Here is a 19,403-nt window from a genome sequence, read left to right as displayed (position 1 = left end):
TTCGGAGTGCCGCGGCCTACTTCTTCGGGTACCGCCACGACACGACGATCACCGCCGCCAGGGCCGCGCCGACGATCAGCACCGGCCGCGGATGCCGTATCGCCGCCAGGACCAGGGGCCGGGCCGGCTGGGGCACGCTGTGCTCCGCCCTGCGCTCCAGCGCGGCACTCGTCTGCGAGGCCTTGCCCTGGGTGAGCCGGCCCGCCCGCTGGGTCCGGTCCTGGACCTGATGACCGGTCCGCACCGCCCGGTCCTGGACCACGTGGCCGGCCTGGGTGGCCTTGTCGTGCACGGTGTGGCCGGCCTGGGTGGCCTTGTCGTGCACGGTGTGGCCGGCCTGCGCGGCGCTGCTGCGCAGCTGCACGGTCATCGCGCCCGCCTTGTCCCTGAGGTCTGCCGCACGAGCCCGCGCGCGACCCTTGACGTCCATCTTGCCTGCCAACTCCTCTACCGTGTCGCCGAGTTCACTGCGGGTCCGTTCGATCTGGCGGCGCAGCTCATCGGGCCCCTTGGCCCCCGTCGCCGTAGGCTCGCCGCTCGTCCTGTCCGTCATCGGTGCGCCCTCTCCTTGATCTCCTCGACGTCCGCCTTGACGCTGCCGAGGGCCTCCTCGGGCGTCGGGGGTGTGGCACGGCGCAGCTGGGCGCGGCCCATGGCGGCGAGCACCCCCGCGATCACGAACAGCACAGCCGTCACGATCAGCGCCGAGACCCACACCGACAGCACCAGCGAGAGAGCGGCGGTGGCCGTTCCGGCCAGGGCGAGCAGTCCCGCGTAGGCGAAGGCGCCGGCGGCACCGAGCAGCCCGCCGCCTTTTCCGGCCCGGCGGCCCTTCTCGGCCAGCTCCTCCTTCGCGAGGGCGACTTCCTGCCGCACCAGCAGGGAGACCTGTTCGGTGGCCTGTCCGACGAGTTCGCCCACCGAATGATGTTCGTCGTGCGCCGGCCTGGGGGCCGTGGTTCCGGTCACGGTGTTCCGCCTCCTCTCGGTCGGAACACCCGGGTACCCGACCCGGCGTCCACTACCCCTGCGGACCGCCGTCCGGTCCGCGCTGCCCGAGCCGGGCCAGCTGGCTCTGGAACCAGTCGAGCCGGGCCTGCAACAGGGCCGCCTCGGCGGCGAGTTCGGGCACCCCGACCTCCTCGGGCAGAAGCGGATCACCCTGCGCGAGCACGGTGGCCGGCCGTGCCACCACCCGCAGCCCCTCCCCGGCCAGCCGGGCGAACCCGGCGAGCGAGAGGGCCGTACGTCCGCGCAGGCAGTCCGCGCAGGAGGGGGCCAGGGCGCGCCAGCCGGGCCGGCCCCAGCCGGCGTCGGCGAGGGCCGCCGCGACCGCGCCGCAGGCACAGGGGCCGACCGTGGCGGTCCGCACCCGCTGGCGGGCGTAGCGGAAGCCGAGCTCGAAGCGGAGGTAGCGGCCGAGGACCAGGACGTCGAGGAGGACGGCCGTGCGGTGCTCGGCCGTGCACAGCAGCGCCTCGGCGGCCGCGCGGTCGTGCACGCAGTGGAAGCCGCAGTCGCAGCGGCGGTTCGGCGCCCGGTGCCGCAGGCCGTAGACACAGGACGCGTCGGCCAGGACGCCGTACGGCAGCGCGCCGCCGAGCGACACACCGGTGAACCCGGCCCGGGTGCCGTCCTGGGACAGCACCGGGTGGGCGATCTTGTATCCGGTCGGCGGCTCCGTCGGGCGTTCCTCCGGAAGCCGCAGTCTCATCGGGCCGCCGGAACCTCTTCGGGGACCTTCAGCTCCTTGATCTCCTCGGGGAGCTCGAGCTCTTCCTCGTGGATCTCCGGCCGCTCTTCCGCGACTCCGGTGGCGAGTGCCTTGCCGAGCTTCATGACGCCTCCAGGACCAGGGGTCGTGCACCGTCCCGACCATGGTGACCCATATGGGCCCGATTTGGATACATGGCATCTTCTCGCAGCATCACTTACCGATGCACCGTAGAAGAATTAAGTGGAGCTTCACGGTGGATCTGCCGAGACTACGCCTATGACGACAGCCTCCCCGCCCTTCGGCCGCGCCCTCTGCGCCATGATCACGCCCTTCGACGAGGCAGGCGCCCTCGATCTCGACGGCGCGCAGAAGCTCGCCGACCACCTGGTGAGGGAGGGCTGCGACGGGCTGGTCCTCTCCGGCACGACGGGCGAGTCGCCGACCACGACGGACGCGGAGAAGGCCGCGCTGGTCATGGCGGTACGGGAGGCGGTGGGCGGGCGGGCCTCGGTCGTGGCGGGGGTCGGCACCTTCGACACCCGGCACACCGTGGAGCTGGCCCTCGCCGCCGAAAAGGCGGGCGCGGACGGGGTGCTGGTGGTCAGCCCCTACTACAGCAGGCCGCCGCAGGACGCGCTGGAGGCCCACTTCCGGGAGATCGCGGACTCCTGCGGACTGCCCGTCATGCTCTACGACATCCCGGGCCGCACCGGCACCCGCATCGAGCCGGAGACGATGATCCGGCTCGCCGGGCACCCACGGATCGTCGCGGTCAAGGACTGCTCCTACGACCTTCTCGGCACCCAGAAGGTCCTGAACCGCACGGAGTTGGCGTACTACGCGGGCTGCGACGAGCACATCCTCGCCCTGTACGCGGTGGGCGGGGCGGGTTACGTCAGCACGGTGGCCAACGTGGTCCCCGCTCGGCTCCGGGCGATCCTGGAGACGTTCGAGGCGGGCGACACCCCCGTGTCCGCCCGCCTCCAACAAAGGGCCACACCGCTGATCGAGGCGATGATGTCGGCGGGCCTGCCCGGCACGGTCACCGCCAAGGCCCTCCTCAACGCGCTCGGTCTGCCCGCGGGCCCGGTCCGCGCCCCGCTGCGGCCCGTCGGCCGGGAGACGGCCGACGGGCTGCTGGCGGAGTACGAACGGCTGGTGGCTCTCTGATCAGGGCTGGGCGAAGAGTGGATACCAGCGCCCGGCACCGTCCGGTGTGTTGCCTTCCCTGAAGCCGCTGAGCGGGATCTCCTTGTCGCTGCCGATGGTGACGAGCACAAGCCGGTTGTGGTGCTCGTTCTTGTCGTTCTCGCCGATGTCCCAGGCGATGAGCCGCCTGTTGCCCACCCAGGCGAGCAGCTGCTGCCCGCGCACCTCGGTCTTCTCACCGGTCGTCGCGTCGACGACGTACGAGGACGTCTTCCACCTCTTGCCCGCGAAGTCACCGACGACGAGCTTGCCGTCGGGTGACATGCCCGCGTCGACGGACCACGACAGGTACTTGTAGCCCGCCGGCACGGGGACCTCCTTGCCCGTGAGGTCGTAGAACGCGTAGCCGGGCTCCATGGGGCGGCCCTCCCAGACGTACCGGCCGTCGTCGGACAGGGCGAAGTCCTGGCGGCTGTTGAGCATGGTGCCGCGCAGGGGGTCGTCGGGGTCGCCCGCGAGCTTGATCTCGGTCCAGTCTCCGTCCCCGGAGGCCACGTCGAGGACGAAGAAGCCGGTGCGGCTCGACGTCCACGGCCGGCCCCACTCGACGTTGCCCTGCACCTTGACCAGCCGGTCGGGGTTCTGGCTGTACGTCGTCGCGATCAGCTTGCGGCCGTCGCGGGAGAAGGTGACGCCGCCGACGCCGTGGTCCACCTGGATCCACCGCCGGACCTTGCCGGTGGTCAGGTCGAGCAGGCCGATCCGCGAGGCGGGCAGATCCCGTTCGAGGACGGCGGCGGTCCTCCCGCCGGGGGCGACCGCGACCCAGGACCAGTCCGCGGCCTTGGCGTACTTGCCGGTCTTCGGGTTCAGCAGATAGTAGGTGCGCTGGTAGGCCGCGCTGTCCGCGCTCTTCTTGACCGTCTCGGCGATGGAGTAACCGGCCAGGGTCGTGCCCCCGACGGAGATCCTGTCGCGCGGCGGCGACTGGTCGGGGTGGGACTCGACCTTCTTCGGGGTCACGATGCCACCGGAGGGCCGTGCGTCCTCCTTGCCGGAGTCCAGCAGCGGCACGCCCACCCCCACGGCGACCGCCACCACGGCGGCCACGGCGACGGCAACCGCCCTACGGGTCCGGCGGCGGCGCCGGACGGCGAGCACGTGGTCGGTGAACCCCGCCTCCACCGGGGGCTGTTCGGCGGCCTGATCGCGCAGGGCGTCGCGCACGATGTCGTCGACGTTCACGGACGCACCTCCATGGGCGAGTAGTCACGGGCGTCGGGCCGCTCGGCCTCCGCGGGCCCGAGGGCGGCCAGTTCGGGAGCGAGCTGACGCAGCCGGGCCAGCGAACGGTGGGTGGTGGAACGGACCGTGCCGACCGAGCAGCCCAGCAGTCGGGCCACGTCGGCCTCGGGCAGGTCCTCGAAGTAGCGCAGCACGAGGACGGTGCGCTGACGGGCGGTGAGCCGGGACAGGGCCTGGCGCATCACCAGGCGCAGGTCGGCCGCGGCGGCCGTGTCGGCCGCGGGCTCACCGGTGCCGGGGGGCTCGGGCGGCTCGGCGACACTGACCTCGCGCCGGGGCCACTTCAGCCGCCAGCGGCTGACCTGCTGCCGGTAGAGGACCTGCCGTACGTAGGCCTCCGGCTCGTCGATCTTCTGCCACCGCCCGGCCGCCTTCACCAGGGCGTTCTGCAACAGGTCCTCACCGGCATGCCGGTCTCCCCCGCACAGCAGCACCGCGGTCCTCAGCAGGGCGGACGACCTGCTGTCCACGAAGTCCCGGAAACTCTCCAGCCCTTCGGCATTCATCGTCACCTTCTCTTCCCCGGCGACGCCTGTGCGCCGTCCCTCCGCCCCCTGTGACGCGTGCGGCCGCCCGCCGCTATGCCACCGGCACGAAAAAAGTCGCCGCAGAGGAATGCGATCCTCTACGGCGACTTCCCCACGAGCTCGCGGGTCCCGTCGTCGGCCAGGCCGATGCTGGGGCCGTTTGTGTGAGCCGGTGTCGGTCCGGAAGTGATCTTCGTCCGGGCCGGAGCGGCTCAGTTGTGGCTGTGCAGGACGTCGTTGAGGCCGCCCCAGACCGCGTTGTTCGGGCGGGCCTCGACGGTGCCGGTGACCGAGTTGCGGCGGAAGAGGATGTTCGAGGCGCCGGACAGCTCACGGGCCTTGACGATCTGCCCGTCGGGCATGGTCACGCGGGTGCCCGCGGTGACGTACAGCCCGGCCTCGACCACGCACTCGTCGCCGAGCGCGATGCCGACGCCCGCCTCGGCGCCGATCAGGCAGCGCTCGCCGATGGTGATGCGGACGTTGCCGCCGCCGGAGAGCGTGCCCATGGTGGAGGCGCCGCCGCCGATGTCCGAACCGTCGCCGACCACGACACCGGCGGAGATACGGCCCTCGACCATCGATGTGCCGAGCGTGCCCGCGTTGAAGTTGACGAAGCCCTCGTGCATCACGGTGGTGCCCGCGGCGAGGTGCGCGCCGAGGCGGACCCGGTCGGCGTCGGCGATCCGGACGCCCTTGGGGGCGACGTAGTCCGTCATGCGCGGGAACTTGTCGACGCTCGTCACGGCGAGGTGCAGGCCCTCGGCGCGGGCGTTGAGGCGCACCTTCTCGATGTCGTCGACGGCGACCGGGCCGAGCGAGGTCCAGGCGACGTTGGGCAGGAAGCCGAAGATGCCGTCCAGGCTCAGGCCGTGCGGCTGGACCAGACGGTGCGAGAGCAGGTGCAGCCGCAGGTAGGTGTCGTGCGTGTCGAGCGGCTTGTCGTCGAGGGAGGCGATGACCGTGCGGACCGCGATCACCTCGACACCACGGCGGGCGTCCGGGCCGATCGCCTTCGCGGCGCCGTCGCCGAGCAGTTCCACGGCCCTGTCGGCGGACAGCCGCTCGGTGCCGGCCGGACCGGGTTCGGCGGAGAGCTCGGGAGCGGGGAACCAGGTGTCGAGAACGGTGCCGTCGGCGGCGACGGTGGCAAGGCCTGCGGCGATGGCGCCGGTGGTGCGCGGAGCAGTCGTGTCGGTCATGAGGGAAACCTAACCGCCACGGGGCACGGGACGCGAACCCGTGCGCGGGACGTCTCGGGTGGTGGGCCGGGCGGCGGGCGCCCCACGCTCGCTCTCAGGCGGTGGGCGGCTCGCCCTCACCGGAGCGCGGCCGCGAACACACGCGTGAACCTCTCGGGTGGCAGCCACCTCCGACTCCCCGCGGCACGGACGCGAACCCCCGCGCGGCACACCCCCGACGGCGAACGCCCCACCCTCCCCGCAACGCACCCGCCCGCCCCGCCCCAAGGCCGCCCCAACACCCCGCGGCACGCACGCGAACCCCCCACGCGGCACACCCCCGACGGCGAACGCCCCGGCCCTCCCCGCAGCGCGCCCGCCCCGCCCCAAGGCCGTCCCAACACCCCGCGGCACGCACGCGAACCCCCCGCGCGGCACACCCCCGACGGCGAACGCCCCGCCCTCCCCGCAGCGCGCCCGCCCCGCCCCAAGGCCGCCCCAACACCCCGCGGCACGCACGCGAACCCCCCGCGCGGCACACCCCCGACGGCGAACGCCCCGCCCTCCCTGCAGCGCGCCCGCCCGCCCCGCCCCAAGGCCGTCCCAGCACCTCCGCACATCATCCGCGGTGCTCCCCCGGGATCACCCGTCCCAGCACCTCCCGCGCGTACTCCTCGTCATACGGCGCCCCCGTCAGCAGTACCTGGAGGCAGATCCCGTCCATCAGCGCGACCAGTGCCCGTGCCGTGACCGGGTCCGTGCGGTGGGCCAGGCGTTCGGCGAGGTCGTCGGCCCATTCGGCGGCGACGGGGCGCAGGGCGGGGCGGCGGAGGGCGGCGAGGTAGAGCTCGTACTCCAGCTCCACGCCGGTACGTTCGCCGCCGAGCCAGTCACCGAGGACGCGGGCGAGACCGGCGGCCAGGTCCCCGCCGGGGCCGTCCAGGGCGCCGTGCGCGGCGACCGCCTTGGCGAAGCCCTCGCTGGCCTGGCGCAGCGCGGCGACCATCAGCTCGTCGAGGCTCTTGAAGTGGTACGTCGTCGACCCGAGGGGTACGTCGGCCTCGGCGGCGGCGCTGCGGTGGGTGAGCCCCGCGAGCCCCTTCTTCCCCACGACCCGGATGGCCGCGTCGATGATCCGCTGCCGGCGTTCGGGGTCGTGCCGGCGGGCCATCAGTGCGCCCCGCCCAGGTTCAGGACCACGACCCCCACGATGATCAGCGCGATCCCGGCGGCCTTGGTGACCGTCATGCCCTCTCCGAGGAAGACCATCCCGAGCGCGGCGATGGCGGCGGTGCCGACCCCGGCCCAGATCGCGTAGGCGGTGCCGACCGACACCGTCTTCAGCGTCTGGGCGAGCAGCGCGAAGGAGAGGACGTAGCCGAGCACGGTCAGCAGCGAGGGCCCGAGCCGGCTGAAGCCCTCGGTGTACTTCATGGCCGTGGTCGCTCCGACCTCGGCGGCGATGGCTCCGGCGAGCAGCAGGTATCCCATGTGTACGAGCGTACATAACGACTGGCCCGGGCTGTCGCCGCCGACCAGGGGCCAGGACAAGCGGCGCAGAGGTGACCACACCGCCACACTGCCGTCACCCTCCGAGAGGAAATGTGGAAACCAGCCGCTTCAAAGGGCTGCTCGGGACCGCCGGCAACCACTAGTGTTCCCCCGGAACCACTCGTGGTTCACCATTCACATACCGCGCCACCACAGCAGCGGCACATCACTCCCCGCCGCGCCGGAGGAACAGCGCATGCCCGTAGACAAGTCCCGGCCGCCCCAGGACCGCCCCTGGGAGAACGGCTGGACGTTGGACACCTCCCGCACGCCCGGCACCAGACGGCTCTATCTCGCCGGGGTGTTGGCGGTGGCCACGATCGTCGCCTGTGTGACGGCGATAGCCGCCACGCACAACGAAGGCGACAAACCGTCAAAAACCGCGCGGGACGAGGGATCCGGTCTGATCTCCTTCTCCTCGCAGCCCGCGACGACCACTGCACCGCAGGGCGACAGCGGACTCTCCTCGGTGTCCCCCAGCCCCCGCGGCCCCCGGCAGCAGGGCGCCGAACCGACCGTCACGGTCACGGCCACCCCGAAGCCGCCCAAGTCCACGGCTTCCAAGGGCAGTTCGGCGAAGCCGAAGCCCGCCGTGACCTACCGTTCGGTCCGCGCGGTCAACTATCCCGACCGCTACTGGCATGTGACCGAGTACTACGTGGCCCTGGATCCGGTCCGCGGCTCGGAATCCCGCGAGGACTCGACCTTCAAGCAGGTCAAGGGCCTCGCGAACGCCTCGTGTTACTCCTTCACCACACACGACGGCAAGTACCTGCGCCACAGCAACTTCGTCCTGCGTGCCGCCCGCGACGACGGCTCGTCCCTCTTCGAGGAGGACGCCACCTTCTGCCCCCGCGACTCCTCGTACTACCCGGGCGCCGTGATGCTGGAGTCGGTCAACTACCCCGGCTACTTCCTCCGTCACAAGAACTTCGTGGTCCGTCTGGAGCGCTTCGAGTACAGCTCGCAGTACCTGTCGGACTCGTCGTTCAGACTGGTGGCGGCATTGGACTGAAGCCATCGGGGAGCGCATGCCGAAGGAAGTGAAGTACCCAGAGTTCGGTGCGGCGGTGCGGAGCCACATCTCCGGCTCGGGGCTCACCCTCGACCGTATCGACGAGGCGTCGCGGAAGTCCCGGCGCATACGCCTGACCCGGACCACGCTGAGCAGCTGGCAGAACGGGCGGAGCCGGCCGCAGAGTTGGGCCGCGCTGGAAAGCCTCCTGACCCTCATCGCCGAGCAGTCCGGCCTCCCTTGGGACCGCAAGAGATGGCAGGGTCTCTACAGGGGCACCACGGCAGAGCCGTCCATGCCCGCGTCACCGGCCGCCAAGGCCGGCCCCTCACACCCCCTCGTGCGTGATGCCGATCCCGTCCTGCTGGGCGTACGCCAGGCCCGTAAGTCGGCGGAGCACGGTCCGGTGCCGCCCTACGTCGAAAGAGACGCCGACCACGAGATCGATGCGGCCCTCGAAGCGGCAACGGCCGGCGGCGGTCTGGTCCTGATCAGAGGGGATTCGACCGCCGGCAAGTCCCGTGCGGCATTCGAAGCGATGTCCCGTGCGCTGTCCGACCTGCCGTTGCTGATCCCCGGTCGCGGCATCGCGCTGGACTCCTGCGTCGAAGAGGCCCGCGCCCTGTCCCGCCGGGGTCGTCAGTGCGTGGTGTGGTTGGACGATCTCGAGCACTACCTGGGCCCGTCCCTGCTCGATCAAGTCGTCCTGCGCGAGCTGGTCGGTCTGCGAGCCGTGCTGCTCGCCACCATGCGGCTCTCGGAGTACGACCGTCGCGCGCCCCGGCAGACGGGAACGGCGAAGGGGGACGACGCCTATGCCCGGATCGATCTCAGCGACCCGGTGCTCAAGGCCGCCGACATCATCGACCTGCGACGCAGATGGAGCGAGGCCGAACTCGCGCGCACCGAGACCCAGACCGACCCGCGGCTGCTCGAAGCACTGCGCCACCACCAACGATACGGCATCGCCGAATACGTCTCCGCGGGCCCGCCCCTGTGGGACCGCTGGCACAACGCCCGCTATCTGGGCGGAAATCCGCGCGGCCACGCCCTGGTGGCCACGGCAGTCGACCTGGCCCGCTCCGGGCTGGGCCCGGTGTCCACCGAGCTGATCACCTCGCTGCACTCCGGCTACCTCGCGGACGAGGAGAGCGCGATGCTCTCGCCGGAGCCGCTGGAAGCGGCCATGGCATGGGCCTGCCAGGACCCGCTCGGGGCGAGCCGACTTCTGATGCCCGCCGGACAGGACCTGTGGCGGCCCTTCGACTACCTGGTCGACACGCTGTCCCAGCTGCCCGACGCGCCTCCCGTTCCCGATGCCGTCCGCGAGGCCGCCGTGGAGCACGCGAGCTCTGTTCAGGAGCGCTACAGCGTGGGTGTCTCCTGTTACCGGGCCGAGCGGATCGATCTGGCGTTGCGCGCCTTCCTGCCGTCCGCCGAAACGGGTCATGTGGACTCCATGCTGTACGTCGGCTCCATCTTCCTGGACCAGAACCGGGAGGCAGAGGCAGAAACCTGGTGGCGTCGGCTGGCGAAGGCGGGCAACGCCCGAGGCATGCTCAACCTGGGAGTCCGGTCCCACCGCAAGGGGCAGCGCAAGAAAGCGGAGAAGTGGTGGCGCCGGGCCTTCGAGGCGGGGTTGCCCGAGGCCGCGCCCAGGCTGGCCAATGTCCATGAGGACCGCGGTGAGTACGAGGAAGCCGAGAGGCTGTGGCGCCTCGCGCTCGACGCGGAGGTCCCGGACGCCTGCTTCCGCTTCGGTCTCCTCGCCTATCAGCGAAACGAGCACGAGGAAGCGGAACGGCTCTATCTGGAGGGGGCACGAAGAGGCCACCGCGAGTGCACCACCAACCTGGCCCAGGTGTTCCTCGCTCGGGAGGACTACGAGGAGGCGGAGAAGCTCTACCTCATCGCCGCAGAGGCAGGGGACTGCGTGGCCATGCGTGCCCTCGGATTCCTCAATGAGTGGCGCGGTCGAATCCATCCTGGGGACGAGGCCCCCGAGGAGCGCAGTCGGCGGATCGCTGAGTCCCTGCGGAATCTCTTCCACGAGGCCGAACGGGAAGGGAAGTGGAACGGGGCGGCCAGGAGCGCCAAGGAGTGGTACCAGCGGGCCTTCGACCATGGTGACCTGATGTCCCTGCGGCTCCTCGGAAATCTCTATCAACGGCGTGCCAGGTACGGGAAGGCTCACAAGTGCTACCGCCGTGCCGCCAAGCTGGGTGACCCCGTGTCCGCCGCCTGGTTCAACCAGCCCGTTCTCGCCCATGCCCGGAAGTACCACGCCCCCTTCGACGAAGAGGACGAGCGGGACGAGACGACCCCCTGGCGGCCGAGTCCACGCACGCTTCGCGTTCTTGAGGCGGCCCTGGAAATCGAGGCGGACATGGCTGCCGAGGGCTTGAAGGAGCTCCAGGACCGGCCGATCACGACCTCGGACTGGGTCATCGGCTGCTTCGACGTTCTGCCGGCGCAGACCTGGAACCAGAGCCTGGTCTGGCGGCAGCAGATGATCCGGGCTTTCGACGACCTCGCCCAGGACATCAGGGAGGGCCGTCCGCCCCGTCCGCGCAGCACAGGCGAGGAGATGGCACTGCATCTCGCGCTGGAACGCGCCGCGGCGATCACAGAGGACAGCCCCGACCTGGCCGAGGAGTTCACCGAAGGGCTCCCCGGACAACCCGGCGACTACGACTGGTTCGCCTGCAAGGAACTTCTGTTCGAGGACCACGACGTGCTGATGCTGTACGAGCCGTGGATGGAGGGGATCGAGAACCCCGAGAACAGCGTGAACCAGCACATGCGCATGGCGAACCTCCATCCCGATGACTGGTTCACACCGTTCCGGAGCCAGGACGCCCGCGATCCCGACCGGGATTCCCGGTACTGAACCGGACCGGTCCGGATATCCCGTCCACCCTTGGTGACCTGCGAGGACCGTGGTCCGAGCGCGGTCGGCGCAGGCGGGACGGCACCTCGTGGAGATTCGATCACCCGGTCCGCACATCCGGTTCCGTCGAAAGGCACACCGTGTCCCTGCCCGAGGTGCTCCTCCTGCTGGTCCTCCCCCTGGTCTGCGTGCTCTCCCTGCTCGTGGCCTTCCTCGCCGCGCTCCGTGGGCTGCACGGGAATCAGCGGCTCAGCGCCTTTCGGACGTTCGTCCGTGCACTGCGCCGCTGAAAACGGAGCGAGGCCCCCGGAACCTCTCCGGGGGCCTCGACGGGGTCGCTCGGCTGCTCAGACGTTGAACCCGAGTGCCCGAAGCTGCTCGCGTCCGTCGTCCGTGATCTTGTCGGGGCCCCACGGCGGCATCCACACCCAGTTGATGCGGAGCTCGCTGACGAGGCCGTCCGTGGCGGACTTGGCCTGGTCCTCGATGACGTCCGTCAGCGGACAGGCCGCCGAGGTCAGGGTCATGTCGAGGGTCGCGATGTTCGCGTCGTCGATGTGGATGCCGTAGATCAGGCCGAGGTTGACGACGTCGATGCCCAGTTCGGGGTCGACGACGTCGTACAGCGCCTCGCGGATCTCTTCCTCCGAGGCCGGCTTCATCTCAACGGTCTCGCTCATGCCGTCTTCCTTTCGGCGTCGGCTCCGGCGCCCAGCGCCTGGGCCGTCGCGTCCTTCCACGCCATCCAGCTGAGGAGGGCGCACTTGACCCGGGCCGGGTACTTGGAGACGCCGGCGAACGCGACCGCGTCCTCCAGCACCTCCTCCATCGCGTCGTCGGGCTCGATCCTGCCCTTCGACTGCATCAGCTCCAGGAAGGTCTCCTGGACCCGCTGCGCGTCCGCCAGGTCCTTGCCCACCAGCAGATCGTTCAGGACGGACGCGCTGGCCTGGCTGATCGAGCAGCCCTGGCCCTCGTAGGAGACGTCCTCGATCCTCGTGCCGTCGTACTTCACACGGAGGGTGATCTCGTCGCCGCACGTCGGGTTCACGTGGTGCACCTCGGCGTCGCCATCCCTGAGACCGCGCCCGTGCGGGTGCTTGTAGTGGTCCAGGATGACTTCCTGGTACATCGAGTCCAGCTTCATGCGATAGCCCGTTCCCGTCAGCCGAAGAAGTTCCGTACGTGCTCCAGGCCCTCGACCAATGCGTCGATCTCGGCCGGAGTGGAGTACAGATAGAACGACGCTCGCGTGGTCGCGGGAATTCCGTAGCGCAGGCAGACCGGCCGTGCGCAGTGGTGACCGACCCGGACCGCTATGCCCTGCTCGTCGAGGACCTGGCCCACGTCGTGCGGGTGGATGTCGCCGAGCGTGAAGGAGATCGCCGCGCCCCGGTCCTCGGCCGTGGTCGGGCCGATGATCCTGAGGCCGGGGACCTCCGCGAGGCGCTGGACCGCGTACTCGGTCAGCGCGTGCTCGTGGGCGAGGACCTTGTCCATGCCGATCGAGTTCAGATAGTCGATCGCGGCGCCCAGTCCGACGGCCTGCGCGACCGGCGGCGTGCCCGCCTCGAACTTGTGCGGCGCCGGGGCGTACGTCGACGAGTGCATCGACACGGTCTCGATCATCTCGCCGCCGCCGAGGAACGGGGGCAGGTCCTCCAGGAGCTCCTGCCGTCCCCACAGCACGCCGATGCCGGTCGGGCCGCACATCTTGTGGCCGGTGAAGGCCACGAAGTCGGCCTGGAGCGCCTGCACGTCCACTGGCATGTGCGGGGCGGCCTGGGAGGCGTCGATGCAGACCAGCGCGCCGACTTCCTGCGCGCGGCGGACGATCGCCTCGACCGGGTTGACCGTGCCGAGGATGTTGGAGACCAGCACGAAGGAGACGATCTTCGTCTTCTCGGTGATGATCTCGTCGATGTTGGAGAGGTCGAGGCGGCCGTCGTCGGTCAGCCCGAACCACTTCAGCTTCGCGCCGGTGCGCTGCGCGAGCAGCTGCCACGGCACGATGTTGGAGTGGTGCTCCATCTCCGTGATGACGATCTCGGTCTCGGAGTCCACGCGGTAGGGCTCGTCGGCCCAGCCCAGCATGTTCGCCACGAGGTTGAGCGACTCGGAGGCGTTCTTGGTGAAGATCACCTCGTTGCGCGAGGGCGCGTTGATGAACTCGGCGACCTTGTCGCGCGCGCCCTCGTACAGCGCCGTGGCCTCCTCGGCGAGCACATGCACACCGCGGTGGACGTTGGCGTTGTAGCGCTCGTAGTACTCGCTCAGGGCGTCCAGTACCTGGCGCGGCTTCTGCGAGGTCGCCGCGTTGTCCAGGTAGACGAGCTTCCGGTCGTCGTGGACCAGGCGGTCCAGGATCGGGAAGTCCTTGCGGATCGCCTCGGTGTCGAGGAGGCCCGGCAACTGCGTCACGCTGATACGCCACCCTTCGTGTATGCCTCGTAGCCCTCGTTCTCCAGCTTGTCGGCGAGCTCGGCGCCGCCGGACTCGACGATCCGGCCACCGGAGAAGACATGGACGAAGTCGGGCTTGATGTAGCGCAGGATGCGCGTGTAGTGCGTGATCAGCAGGGTGCCGACCTCGCCGGTCTCACGGACGCGGTTGACGCCCTCGGAGACCACCCGCAGCGCGTCGACGTCGAGGCCGGAGTCGGTCTCGTCGAGGATCGCGATCTTGGGCTTGAGCAGTTCGAGCTGGAGGATCTCGTGGCGCTTCTTCTCACCGCCGGAGAAGCCCTCGTTGACGTTGCGCTCGGCGAAGGAGGAGTCCATGTGGAGGCGCTCCATGGCCTCCTTGACCTCCTTCACCCAGGTGCGCAGCTTGGGGGCCTCGCCGCGGATGGCGGTGGCGGAGGTGCGCAGGAAGTTGGAGACGGAGACGCCGGGGACCTCGACCGGGTACTGCATGGCCAGGAACAGGCCCGCGCGAGCGCGCTCGTCGACCTCCATCTCCAGGACGTCCTCACCGTCGAGGGTGACGGTGCCGCCGGTGATGGTGTACTTCGGGTGACCCGCGAGGGAGTAGGCGAGCGTCGACTTGCCGGAGCCGTTGGGGCCCATGATGGCGTGCGTCTCGCCCTGCTTCACGGTCAGGTCGACACCCTTGAGGATCTCCTTCGTGGCGTTGTCGGCCTCGACGGTGACGTGCAGGTCTCGGATTTCAAGCGTTGCCATGGGTGCCTCAGGACTCCTGGGTGAGGGAGACGAGCACGTCGTCCCCTTCGATCTTTACGGGGTATACGGGGACGGGGCGGGTCGCGGGAAGGCCGGACGGCTTGCCGGTGCGCAGGTCGAAGCTGGAGCCGTGCAGCCAGCACTCGATCTGGCAGTCCTCCACCTCGCCCTCGGAGAGCGAGACGTTCGCGTGCGAGCAGATGTCGTGGATGGCGAACACCTCCCCCTCGGTCTGCACGACCGAGACCGGCGTGCCGTCGAGTTCCACCCGCTTCGGGGTGTCCTCCTCCAGCTCGCTCAGTCCGCAGGCGCGTACGAAGGCGGCCATCAGACGGTGGCCTCCAGCTCCTCGTCGATCTTCACGAGCAGGCGCTCCTCGATGTCGTCGACACCGATCTGCTGGACCAGCTCGGCGAAGAAGCCGCGGACCACCAGGCGACGGGCCTCGTCGGCCGGGATGCCGCGGGCCATGAGGTAGAAGAGCTGCTCGTCGTCGAAGCGGCCGGTCGCCGAGGCGTGACCCGCTCCGACGATCTCGCCGGTCTCGATCTCCAGGTTCGGCACGGAGTCGACCCGGGCACCGTCGGTGAGGACGAGGTTGCGGTTCATCTCGTAGGTGTCGGTGCCCTCGGCCTTGGCCTCGATGAGCACGTCACCGATCCACACCGCGTGGGCGCCCTCGCCCTGGAGCGCGCCCTTGTAGGCGACGTTCGACTTGCAGTGCGGGGTGTTGTGGTCGACGAGGAGGCGGTGCTCCTGGTGCTGGCCGGCATCGGTGAAGTACAGGCCGAACAGCTCGGCCTCGCCGCCGGTGCCGGCGTAGGCGACGCGCGGGTGCAGACGGACGAGGTCGCCGCCGAAGGTGACCACGAACGACTTGAAGGTGGCGTCCCGGCCGATCAGCGCGTTGTGCTGGGCCACGTGCACGGCCTTGTCGTCCCAGTCCTGGACGGAGACGACGGTCAGCTTGGCGCCGTCGCCCAGGATGTAGTCGACGTTGGCGGCGAGCACCGCGTCACCGGTGTGGTCGATGACGACGACGGCCTCGGCGAAGGCTCCCAGCTCGATCACCTGGTGGCCGAAGCGGACCCCGCCCTCGCCGTGCACGGCGATGCGGATCGGCTCGGTGAGCACCGTCTCCTTGGGGACGGTGACCACGCCGGCCTTCTCGAACGCCGAGTACGCCTGGGCGGCGATGCGGTCCACCGGGGTGCCCGCCCTGCCGAGGCGCGGGTCGTCGCGGTCGACGGTCTCGACGGTGACGCCCTCGGGGGCCTGCACGTCGACCTTCACGCCGTCGCCGGTCGCGACGGCGGTGCCGTCGTGCAGCCCGCGCAGGCGCTCCAGCGGGGTGAACCGCCACTCCTCCTCGCGGCCGTGCGGGACCGGGAAGTCCGCGACGTCGAAGGACGGGGGCGCGCTCATGCGCGTGGCGACGGTCGACTCGGCGGCCACCGCGATCTGGCCGGCGGTGGTGGACCCCACCGGGATGTTCTGAGCCTCAGCCATGGCTGTCGGTCTGCTCTCTTCCTACGTCAGATTTCGCTAGCTGCTTCTCGAAGGGCGGTCTTAACCGACCGCGCCTTCCATCTGCAGCTCGATCAGCCGGTTGAGCTCGAGGGCGTACTCCATGGGCAGCTCCTTCGCGATGGGCTCGACGAAGCCGCGCACGATCATCGCCATCGCCTCGAACTCGGTCAGACCACGGCTCATCAGGTAGAAGAGCTGGTCCTCGGAGACCTTGGAGACGGTCGCCTCGTGGCCCATGGACACGTCGTCCTCGCGGACGTCCACGTAGGGGTACGTGTCGGAGCGGGAGATGGTGTCGACCAGCAGCGCGTCGCACAGCACGTTCGACTTGGAGCCGTGGGCGCCCTCGCCGATCTCCACGAGACCGCGGTAGGACGTACGACCGCCACCGCGCGCCACCGACTTGGAGACGATGTTGGAGGAGGTGTTCGGCGCCATGTGGACCATCTTGGAGCCGGCGTCCTGGTGCTGGCCCTCGCCCGCGAAGGCGATGGACAGGGTCTCGCCCTTGGCGTGCTCGCCCATCAGGTAGACGGCCGGGTACTTCATCGTCACCTTGGAGCCGATGTTGCCGTCGATCCACTCCATGGTCGCGCCCTCGTACGCCACGGCGCGCTTGGTGACCAGGTTGTAGACGTTGTTCGACCAGTTCTGGATGGTCGTGTAACGGCAGCGGGCGCCCTTCTTCACGATGATCTCGACGACCGCGGAGTGCAGGGAGTCCGACTTGTAGATCGGCGCCGTACAGCCCTCGACGTAGTGGACGTAGGCGTCCTCGTCGACGATGATCAGCGTCCGCTCGAACTGGCCCATGTTCTCCGTGTTGATACGGAAGTAGGCCTGGAGCGGGATCTCCACGTGCACGCCCTTCGGCACGTAGATGAAGGAGCCGCCGGACCACACCGCGGTGTTCAGCGACGCGAACTTGTTGTCGCCGACCGGGATGACGGTGCCGAAGTACTCCTTGAAGAGCTCCGGGTGCTCCTTGAGAGCGGTGTCGGTGTCCAGGAAGATGACGCCCTGCTCCTCCAGGTCCTCGCGGATCTGGTGGTAGACGACCTCGGACTCGTACTGGGCCGCGACACCGGCGACGAGGCGCTGCTTCTCCGCCTCGGGGATGCCGAGCTTGTCGTACGTGTTCTTGATGTCCTCGGGCAGGTCCTCCCAGGACTCCGCCTGCTTCTCCGTGGACCGCACGAAGTACTTGATGTTGTCGAAGTCGATGCCGGAGAGGTCCGAGCCCCAGTTGGGCATGGGCTTCTTGTCGAACAGCCGCAGACCCTTGAGGCGGAGCTTGGTCATCCACTCCGGCTCGTTCTTCTTCGCGGAGATGTCGCGGACGACGTCCTCGTTGATACCGCGCCGCGCTGAAGCGCCGGCCGTGTCGGAGTCGGCCCAGCCGTATTCGTACTTGCCCAGGCCCTCGAGCTCGGGGTGGGCAGTCTCCGTGGGGAGAGTCATGCGGGGTTCCTCCCGGCCGTGCTTGCAGATGCGTGATCAGACATGTGGGAAATCTTGGGGATGAACGTCGTGCAGACGCCGTCGCCGTGCGCGATGGTCGCCAGTCGCTGGACATGCGTGCCGAGCAGCTGGGAGAAGATCTCCGTCTCGGCGTCGCACAGCTGCGGGAACTTCTCCGCGACATGGGCCACCGGGCAGTGGTGCTGGCAGAGCTGCTCGCCGACCGGTGCGCTGCGCGCCGTAGCAGCGTACCCGTCCGCGCTCAGGGCCTTCGCCAGGGCTTCGGTGCGCTCCTCGGGGGCGGCGGACTCGACGGCCTTGCGGTACTGCTCGGCCTGCGCGGCGATCCTCGCGCGCGCGAAGGCGACGACCGCCTCGTCCCCGCCGAAGCGCTCCCGGATGAAGTTCAGCGCGTCCGCGGCGAGCTTGTCGTAGGACTGGTCGAAGGCGTCCCGGCCGCAGTCGGTGAGCGCGAAGACCTTGGCGGGACGGCCGCGCGTCCGCGCGCCGTACACGCGCTGCTCCCGCGCCTCCACCACGTCGTCGGCCACCAGCGCGTCCAGATGACGCCTTACGGCCGCGGGGGTGAGCCCCAGCCGTCCGGCCAGCTCGGTGACGGTCGACGGGCCGTGGTCCAGGATGGATCGCGCGACGCGGTTGCGGGTGGACCGCTCACCGGTCGCGAGCTCCTCCTGAGGGGCCCCCGTGGGGGTCTCCCGAACCTCGCCGACGTTTTTCACAACGCCATTGTTGCGTAATTCCTCAGGACCGGGCAAGCCGCGTCCCGCCCAGCGGACGGTGCCCTGCATCACTTAGGTCCACCTAACCTGACCAGGGAGAACGATCTTTGATCGATCAAACCGGTGGCATTCGGCGGCCCTGTCAGGGACACTCCCGAACCATGCCGACACCACCTCCCACCGGCCCACTTGTCACTCGCGACACCCTCGCCGGGCACCTGCGCGAGCTGGGTGTCAGAAGCGGCGAGATCCTGCTCGTGCACTCCTCGCTCAGCTCCCTCGGCTGGGTCTGCGGCGGCCCGGTCGCAGTGGTCCAGGGCCTCCTGGACGCCCTCGGCCCGGACGGCACCCTCGTGGTCCCCACCCAGACCGGCGACCTCTCCGACCCCGCGGTGTGGAGCAGCCCGCCGGTGCCCGAGGACTGGTGGCCGACCATCCGGGCGACCATGCCCGCCTACGACCCCCTCGTCACGCCCTCGCGCGGGGTCGGCGTGATCCCGGAGACCGTCCGCACCTGGCCCGGCGCCCTGCGCAGCGCGCACCCGCAGACGTCCTTCGCCGCGATAGGCCCACGCGCGCGTGCGGTCCTGGACGATCACGCGCCCGACTGCCGCCTCGGCGAGCACAGCCCGCTGGCCCGCTTGGAGGCCCTCCACGCGCGCGTGCTGCTCCTCGGCGCCGGCTACGACACCTGTACGAGCTTCCACCTCGCCGAGTACCGCGTCCCGACCCCCCTGGTGAAGGTCGGCCGCCCGGGACCGGACGGCTGGGAGGTGGTGACGGAGGTGTCGATCACCTCGGACCGCTTCGACGAACTGGGGTACGACTTCGAGCGGGACAGCGGCGTCGTCGTACGGGGGAAGGCGGGCGCGGCCGACGTACGGCTGTTCCCCGTCGCGGACGCGGTGGCGTACGCCGAGCGCTGGTTGCCGCTGCACCGCTCACGCGAGGAGGAGATCCCGCTCGCGGCGCGGGAGGCGGCCGGGCGCCCCCGGGACGGCCTCGGAACCGGCTGAGCGGGTGTCGACGTCCCTGGGTTGGTCTCAAAGAGCCCCGAACCGGTTCGGAATACCCCACCCACAACGGCCCCGGAAATCCTCCTGCCGGTGGAGATCTCGAACCCGGCCGACTGCGGCACGAGCCGCGAACCTAGAC

General features: G+C 70.0%; 22 protein-coding genes. 5 read left to right on the top strand and 17 right to left on the bottom strand.

All coding sequences use genetic code 11. The features are described 5' to 3' along the window. Window positions 1-16: 16 nt before the first annotated feature. The 4 genes from ACFYZ8_RS28180 to ACFYZ8_RS28165 are packed head-to-tail and all read right to left on the bottom strand — an operon-like array spanning window position 17 to window position 1,839. Complete coding sequence (locus tag ACFYZ8_RS28180) at window positions 17-553, bottom strand: DUF3618 domain-containing protein (protein WP_388537875.1); 537 nt, start codon at window positions 551-553, stop codon at window positions 17-19. Next, window positions 550-969, bottom strand: a complete 420-nt coding sequence (locus tag ACFYZ8_RS28175; protein ID WP_359029648.1) for a phage holin family protein — start codon at window positions 967-969, stop codon at window positions 550-552. Before ACFYZ8_RS28175 ends, ACFYZ8_RS28180 begins: the two co-directional genes overlap by 4 nt. A gap of 52 nt (window positions 970-1,021) precedes the next feature. Continuing rightward, a complete protein-coding gene (locus ACFYZ8_RS28170) occupies window positions 1,022-1,714 on the bottom strand; it encodes a hypothetical protein (protein ID WP_359029647.1) in 693 nt (230 codons plus the stop codon). Further along, entirely contained in the window at window positions 1,711-1,839 is a 129-nt protein-coding gene (locus ACFYZ8_RS28165; RefSeq protein WP_272920813.1) for a hypothetical protein, read from the bottom strand. The genes ACFYZ8_RS28170 and ACFYZ8_RS28165 overlap by 4 nt, the downstream gene beginning before the upstream one ends. A gap of 154 nt (window positions 1,840-1,993) precedes the next feature. On the opposite strand from ACFYZ8_RS28165, the gene dapA reads away from it, so the two are divergent. Then, window positions 1,994-2,887 (top strand): 4-hydroxy-tetrahydrodipicolinate synthase, encoded by an 894-nt coding sequence (gene dapA / locus ACFYZ8_RS28160; RefSeq protein WP_388537873.1) that lies wholly within the window; start codon window positions 1,994-1,996, stop codon window positions 2,885-2,887. On the opposite strand, the gene ACFYZ8_RS28155 is transcribed toward dapA, so the two are convergent. The 5 genes from ACFYZ8_RS28155 to ACFYZ8_RS28135 all read right to left on the bottom strand — a co-directional run bounded on the left by ACFYZ8_RS28155 (window position 2,888) and on the right by ACFYZ8_RS28135 (window position 7,370). After that, window positions 2,888-4,111, bottom strand: coding sequence for a WD40 repeat domain-containing protein (locus ACFYZ8_RS28155; protein ID WP_388537871.1), 1,224 nt, complete (start codon window positions 4,109-4,111; stop codon window positions 2,888-2,890). It lies immediately after the preceding gene. Then, window positions 4,108-4,677, bottom strand: a complete 570-nt coding sequence (locus tag ACFYZ8_RS28150; RefSeq protein WP_388537869.1) for a SigE family RNA polymerase sigma factor — start codon at window positions 4,675-4,677, stop codon at window positions 4,108-4,110. Before ACFYZ8_RS28150 ends, ACFYZ8_RS28155 begins: the two co-directional genes overlap by 4 nt. Window positions 4,678-4,910: 233 nt before the next feature. Next, window positions 4,911-5,900, bottom strand: coding sequence for a 2,3,4,5-tetrahydropyridine-2,6-dicarboxylate N-succinyltransferase (gene dapD / locus ACFYZ8_RS28145; protein ID WP_359029643.1), 990 nt, complete (start codon window positions 5,898-5,900; stop codon window positions 4,911-4,913). Between the two features lie 598 nt (window positions 5,901-6,498). Beyond that, window positions 6,499-7,050, bottom strand: a complete 552-nt coding sequence (locus tag ACFYZ8_RS28140; RefSeq protein ID WP_359029642.1) for a TetR family transcriptional regulator — start codon at window positions 7,048-7,050, stop codon at window positions 6,499-6,501. Next, window positions 7,050-7,370 carry a DMT family transporter gene (locus tag ACFYZ8_RS28135; RefSeq protein WP_388537867.1) on the bottom strand — a complete coding sequence of 107 codons (321 nt, stop codon included), beginning with the start codon at window positions 7,368-7,370 and terminating at the stop codon, window positions 7,050-7,052. The genes ACFYZ8_RS28140 and ACFYZ8_RS28135 overlap by 1 nt, the downstream gene beginning before the upstream one ends. Window positions 7,371-7,626: 256 nt before the next feature. On the opposite strand from ACFYZ8_RS28135, the gene ACFYZ8_RS28130 reads away from it, so the two are divergent. The 3 genes from ACFYZ8_RS28130 (at window position 7,627) to ACFYZ8_RS28120 (ending at window position 11,625) form a co-directional block, all read left to right on the top strand. Next, a complete protein-coding gene (locus tag ACFYZ8_RS28130; protein ID WP_388537865.1) occupies window positions 7,627-8,445 on the top strand; it encodes an AbfB domain-containing protein in 819 nt (272 codons plus the stop codon). A gap of 16 nt (window positions 8,446-8,461) precedes the next feature. Further along, complete coding sequence (locus ACFYZ8_RS28125; protein ID WP_388537863.1) at window positions 8,462-11,335, top strand: tetratricopeptide repeat protein; 2,874 nt, start codon at window positions 8,462-8,464, stop codon at window positions 11,333-11,335. A 140-nt stretch (window positions 11,336-11,475) separates the two neighbouring features. Next, window positions 11,476-11,625: a hypothetical protein gene (locus ACFYZ8_RS28120; protein ID WP_359029638.1), complete on the top strand. Its 150-nt coding sequence runs from the start codon at window positions 11,476-11,478 to the stop codon at window positions 11,623-11,625. Between the two features lie 57 nt (window positions 11,626-11,682). Here ACFYZ8_RS28120 and ACFYZ8_RS28115 read toward each other — a convergent pair whose 3' ends face one another. The 8 genes from ACFYZ8_RS28115 to ACFYZ8_RS28080 are packed head-to-tail and all read right to left on the bottom strand — an operon-like array spanning window position 11,683 to window position 18,248. Next, on the bottom strand, window positions 11,683-12,015 hold the full coding sequence (locus tag ACFYZ8_RS28115) for a metal-sulfur cluster assembly factor (RefSeq protein ID WP_037708299.1): 333 nt from the start codon (window positions 12,013-12,015) through the stop codon (window positions 11,683-11,685). Next, window positions 12,012-12,482 (bottom strand): Fe-S cluster assembly sulfur transfer protein SufU, encoded by a 471-nt coding sequence (gene sufU / locus ACFYZ8_RS28110; protein WP_359029637.1) that lies wholly within the window; start codon window positions 12,480-12,482, stop codon window positions 12,012-12,014. Before sufU ends, ACFYZ8_RS28115 begins: the two co-directional genes overlap by 4 nt. 17 nt (window positions 12,483-12,499) lie before the next feature. Beyond that, window positions 12,500-13,756 carry a cysteine desulfurase gene (locus ACFYZ8_RS28105; protein ID WP_359029636.1) on the bottom strand — a complete coding sequence of 419 codons (1,257 nt, stop codon included), beginning with the start codon at window positions 13,754-13,756 and terminating at the stop codon, window positions 12,500-12,502. After that, a complete protein-coding gene (gene sufC / locus ACFYZ8_RS28100; RefSeq protein WP_359029635.1) occupies window positions 13,753-14,517 on the bottom strand; it encodes a Fe-S cluster assembly ATPase SufC in 765 nt (254 codons plus the stop codon). Before sufC ends, ACFYZ8_RS28105 begins: the two co-directional genes overlap by 4 nt. 7 nt (window positions 14,518-14,524) lie before the next feature. Further along, window positions 14,525-14,845 carry a non-heme iron oxygenase ferredoxin subunit gene (locus tag ACFYZ8_RS28095; protein WP_307162653.1) on the bottom strand — a complete coding sequence of 107 codons (321 nt, stop codon included), beginning with the start codon at window positions 14,843-14,845 and terminating at the stop codon, window positions 14,525-14,527. Then, a complete protein-coding gene (gene sufD, locus ACFYZ8_RS28090; RefSeq protein WP_359029634.1) occupies window positions 14,845-16,026 on the bottom strand; it encodes a Fe-S cluster assembly protein SufD in 1,182 nt (393 codons plus the stop codon). Before sufD ends, ACFYZ8_RS28095 begins: the two co-directional genes overlap by 1 nt. 60 nt (window positions 16,027-16,086) lie before the next feature. Continuing rightward, complete coding sequence (gene sufB, locus ACFYZ8_RS28085) at window positions 16,087-17,508, bottom strand: Fe-S cluster assembly protein SufB (RefSeq protein WP_359029633.1); 1,422 nt, start codon at window positions 17,506-17,508, stop codon at window positions 16,087-16,089. After that, window positions 17,505-18,248: a metalloregulator ArsR/SmtB family transcription factor gene (locus tag ACFYZ8_RS28080; protein ID WP_359029632.1), complete on the bottom strand. Its 744-nt coding sequence runs from the start codon at window positions 18,246-18,248 to the stop codon at window positions 17,505-17,507. The genes sufB and ACFYZ8_RS28080 overlap by 4 nt, the downstream gene beginning before the upstream one ends. Window positions 18,249-18,409: 161 nt before the next feature. On the opposite strand from ACFYZ8_RS28080, the gene ACFYZ8_RS28075 reads away from it, so the two are divergent. Then, window positions 18,410-19,264: an aminoglycoside N(3)-acetyltransferase gene (locus ACFYZ8_RS28075; RefSeq protein WP_388537860.1), complete on the top strand. Its 855-nt coding sequence runs from the start codon at window positions 18,410-18,412 to the stop codon at window positions 19,262-19,264. The last annotated feature ends 139 nt before the right edge of the window (window positions 19,265-19,403 follow it).

It is taken from the genome of Streptomyces sp. NPDC001668, from assembly GCF_042893155.1.
GTDB lineage: Bacteria > Actinomycetota > Actinomycetes > Streptomycetales > Streptomycetaceae > Streptomyces.
This window is presented reverse-complemented; position numbering and strand designations above follow the sequence as displayed.

Excerpts from the sequence above, each read along its gene's own strand:
- sufD (WP_359029634.1), bottom strand. The coding sequence starts at position 16,026 with ATGGCTGAGGCTCAGAACATCCCGGTGGGGTCCACCACCGCCGGCCAG.
- sufC (WP_359029635.1), bottom strand. The coding sequence starts at position 14,517 with ATGGCAACGCTTGAAATCCGAGACCTGCACGTCACCGTCGAGGCCGAC.
- ACFYZ8_RS28140 (WP_359029642.1), bottom strand. The coding sequence starts at position 7,050 with ATGGCCCGCCGGCACGACCCCGAACGCCGGCAGCGGATCATCGACGCG.
- ACFYZ8_RS28095 (WP_307162653.1), bottom strand. The coding sequence starts at position 14,845 with ATGGCCGCCTTCGTACGCGCCTGCGGACTGAGCGAGCTGGAGGAGGAC.
- ACFYZ8_RS28180 (WP_388537875.1), bottom strand. The coding sequence starts at position 553 with ATGACGGACAGGACGAGCGGCGAGCCTACGGCGACGGGGGCCAAGGGG.
- ACFYZ8_RS28115 (WP_037708299.1), bottom strand. The coding sequence starts at position 12,015 with ATGAGCGAGACCGTTGAGATGAAGCCGGCCTCGGAGGAAGAGATCCGC.
- ACFYZ8_RS28130 (WP_388537865.1), top strand. The coding sequence starts at position 7,627 with ATGCCCGTAGACAAGTCCCGGCCGCCCCAGGACCGCCCCTGGGAGAAC.
- ACFYZ8_RS28165 (WP_272920813.1), bottom strand. The coding sequence starts at position 1,839 with ATGAAGCTCGGCAAGGCACTCGCCACCGGAGTCGCGGAAGAGCGGCCG.
- ACFYZ8_RS28125 (WP_388537863.1), top strand. The coding sequence starts at position 8,462 with ATGCCGAAGGAAGTGAAGTACCCAGAGTTCGGTGCGGCGGTGCGGAGC.
- ACFYZ8_RS28170 (WP_359029647.1), bottom strand. The coding sequence starts at position 1,714 with ATGAGACTGCGGCTTCCGGAGGAACGCCCGACGGAGCCGCCGACCGGA.
- sufU (WP_359029637.1), bottom strand. The coding sequence starts at position 12,482 with ATGAAGCTGGACTCGATGTACCAGGAAGTCATCCTGGACCACTACAAG.
- sufB (WP_359029633.1), bottom strand. The coding sequence starts at position 17,508 with ATGACTCTCCCCACGGAGACTGCCCACCCCGAGCTCGAGGGCCTGGGC.
- dapA (WP_388537873.1), top strand. The coding sequence starts at position 1,994 with ATGACGACAGCCTCCCCGCCCTTCGGCCGCGCCCTCTGCGCCATGATC.
- ACFYZ8_RS28135 (WP_388537867.1), bottom strand. The coding sequence starts at position 7,370 with ATGGGATACCTGCTGCTCGCCGGAGCCATCGCCGCCGAGGTCGGAGCG.
- ACFYZ8_RS28150 (WP_388537869.1), bottom strand. The coding sequence starts at position 4,677 with ATGAATGCCGAAGGGCTGGAGAGTTTCCGGGACTTCGTGGACAGCAGG.
- ACFYZ8_RS28075 (WP_388537860.1), top strand. The coding sequence starts at position 18,410 with ATGCCGACACCACCTCCCACCGGCCCACTTGTCACTCGCGACACCCTC.
- dapD (WP_359029643.1), bottom strand. The coding sequence starts at position 5,900 with ATGACCGACACGACTGCTCCGCGCACCACCGGCGCCATCGCCGCAGGC.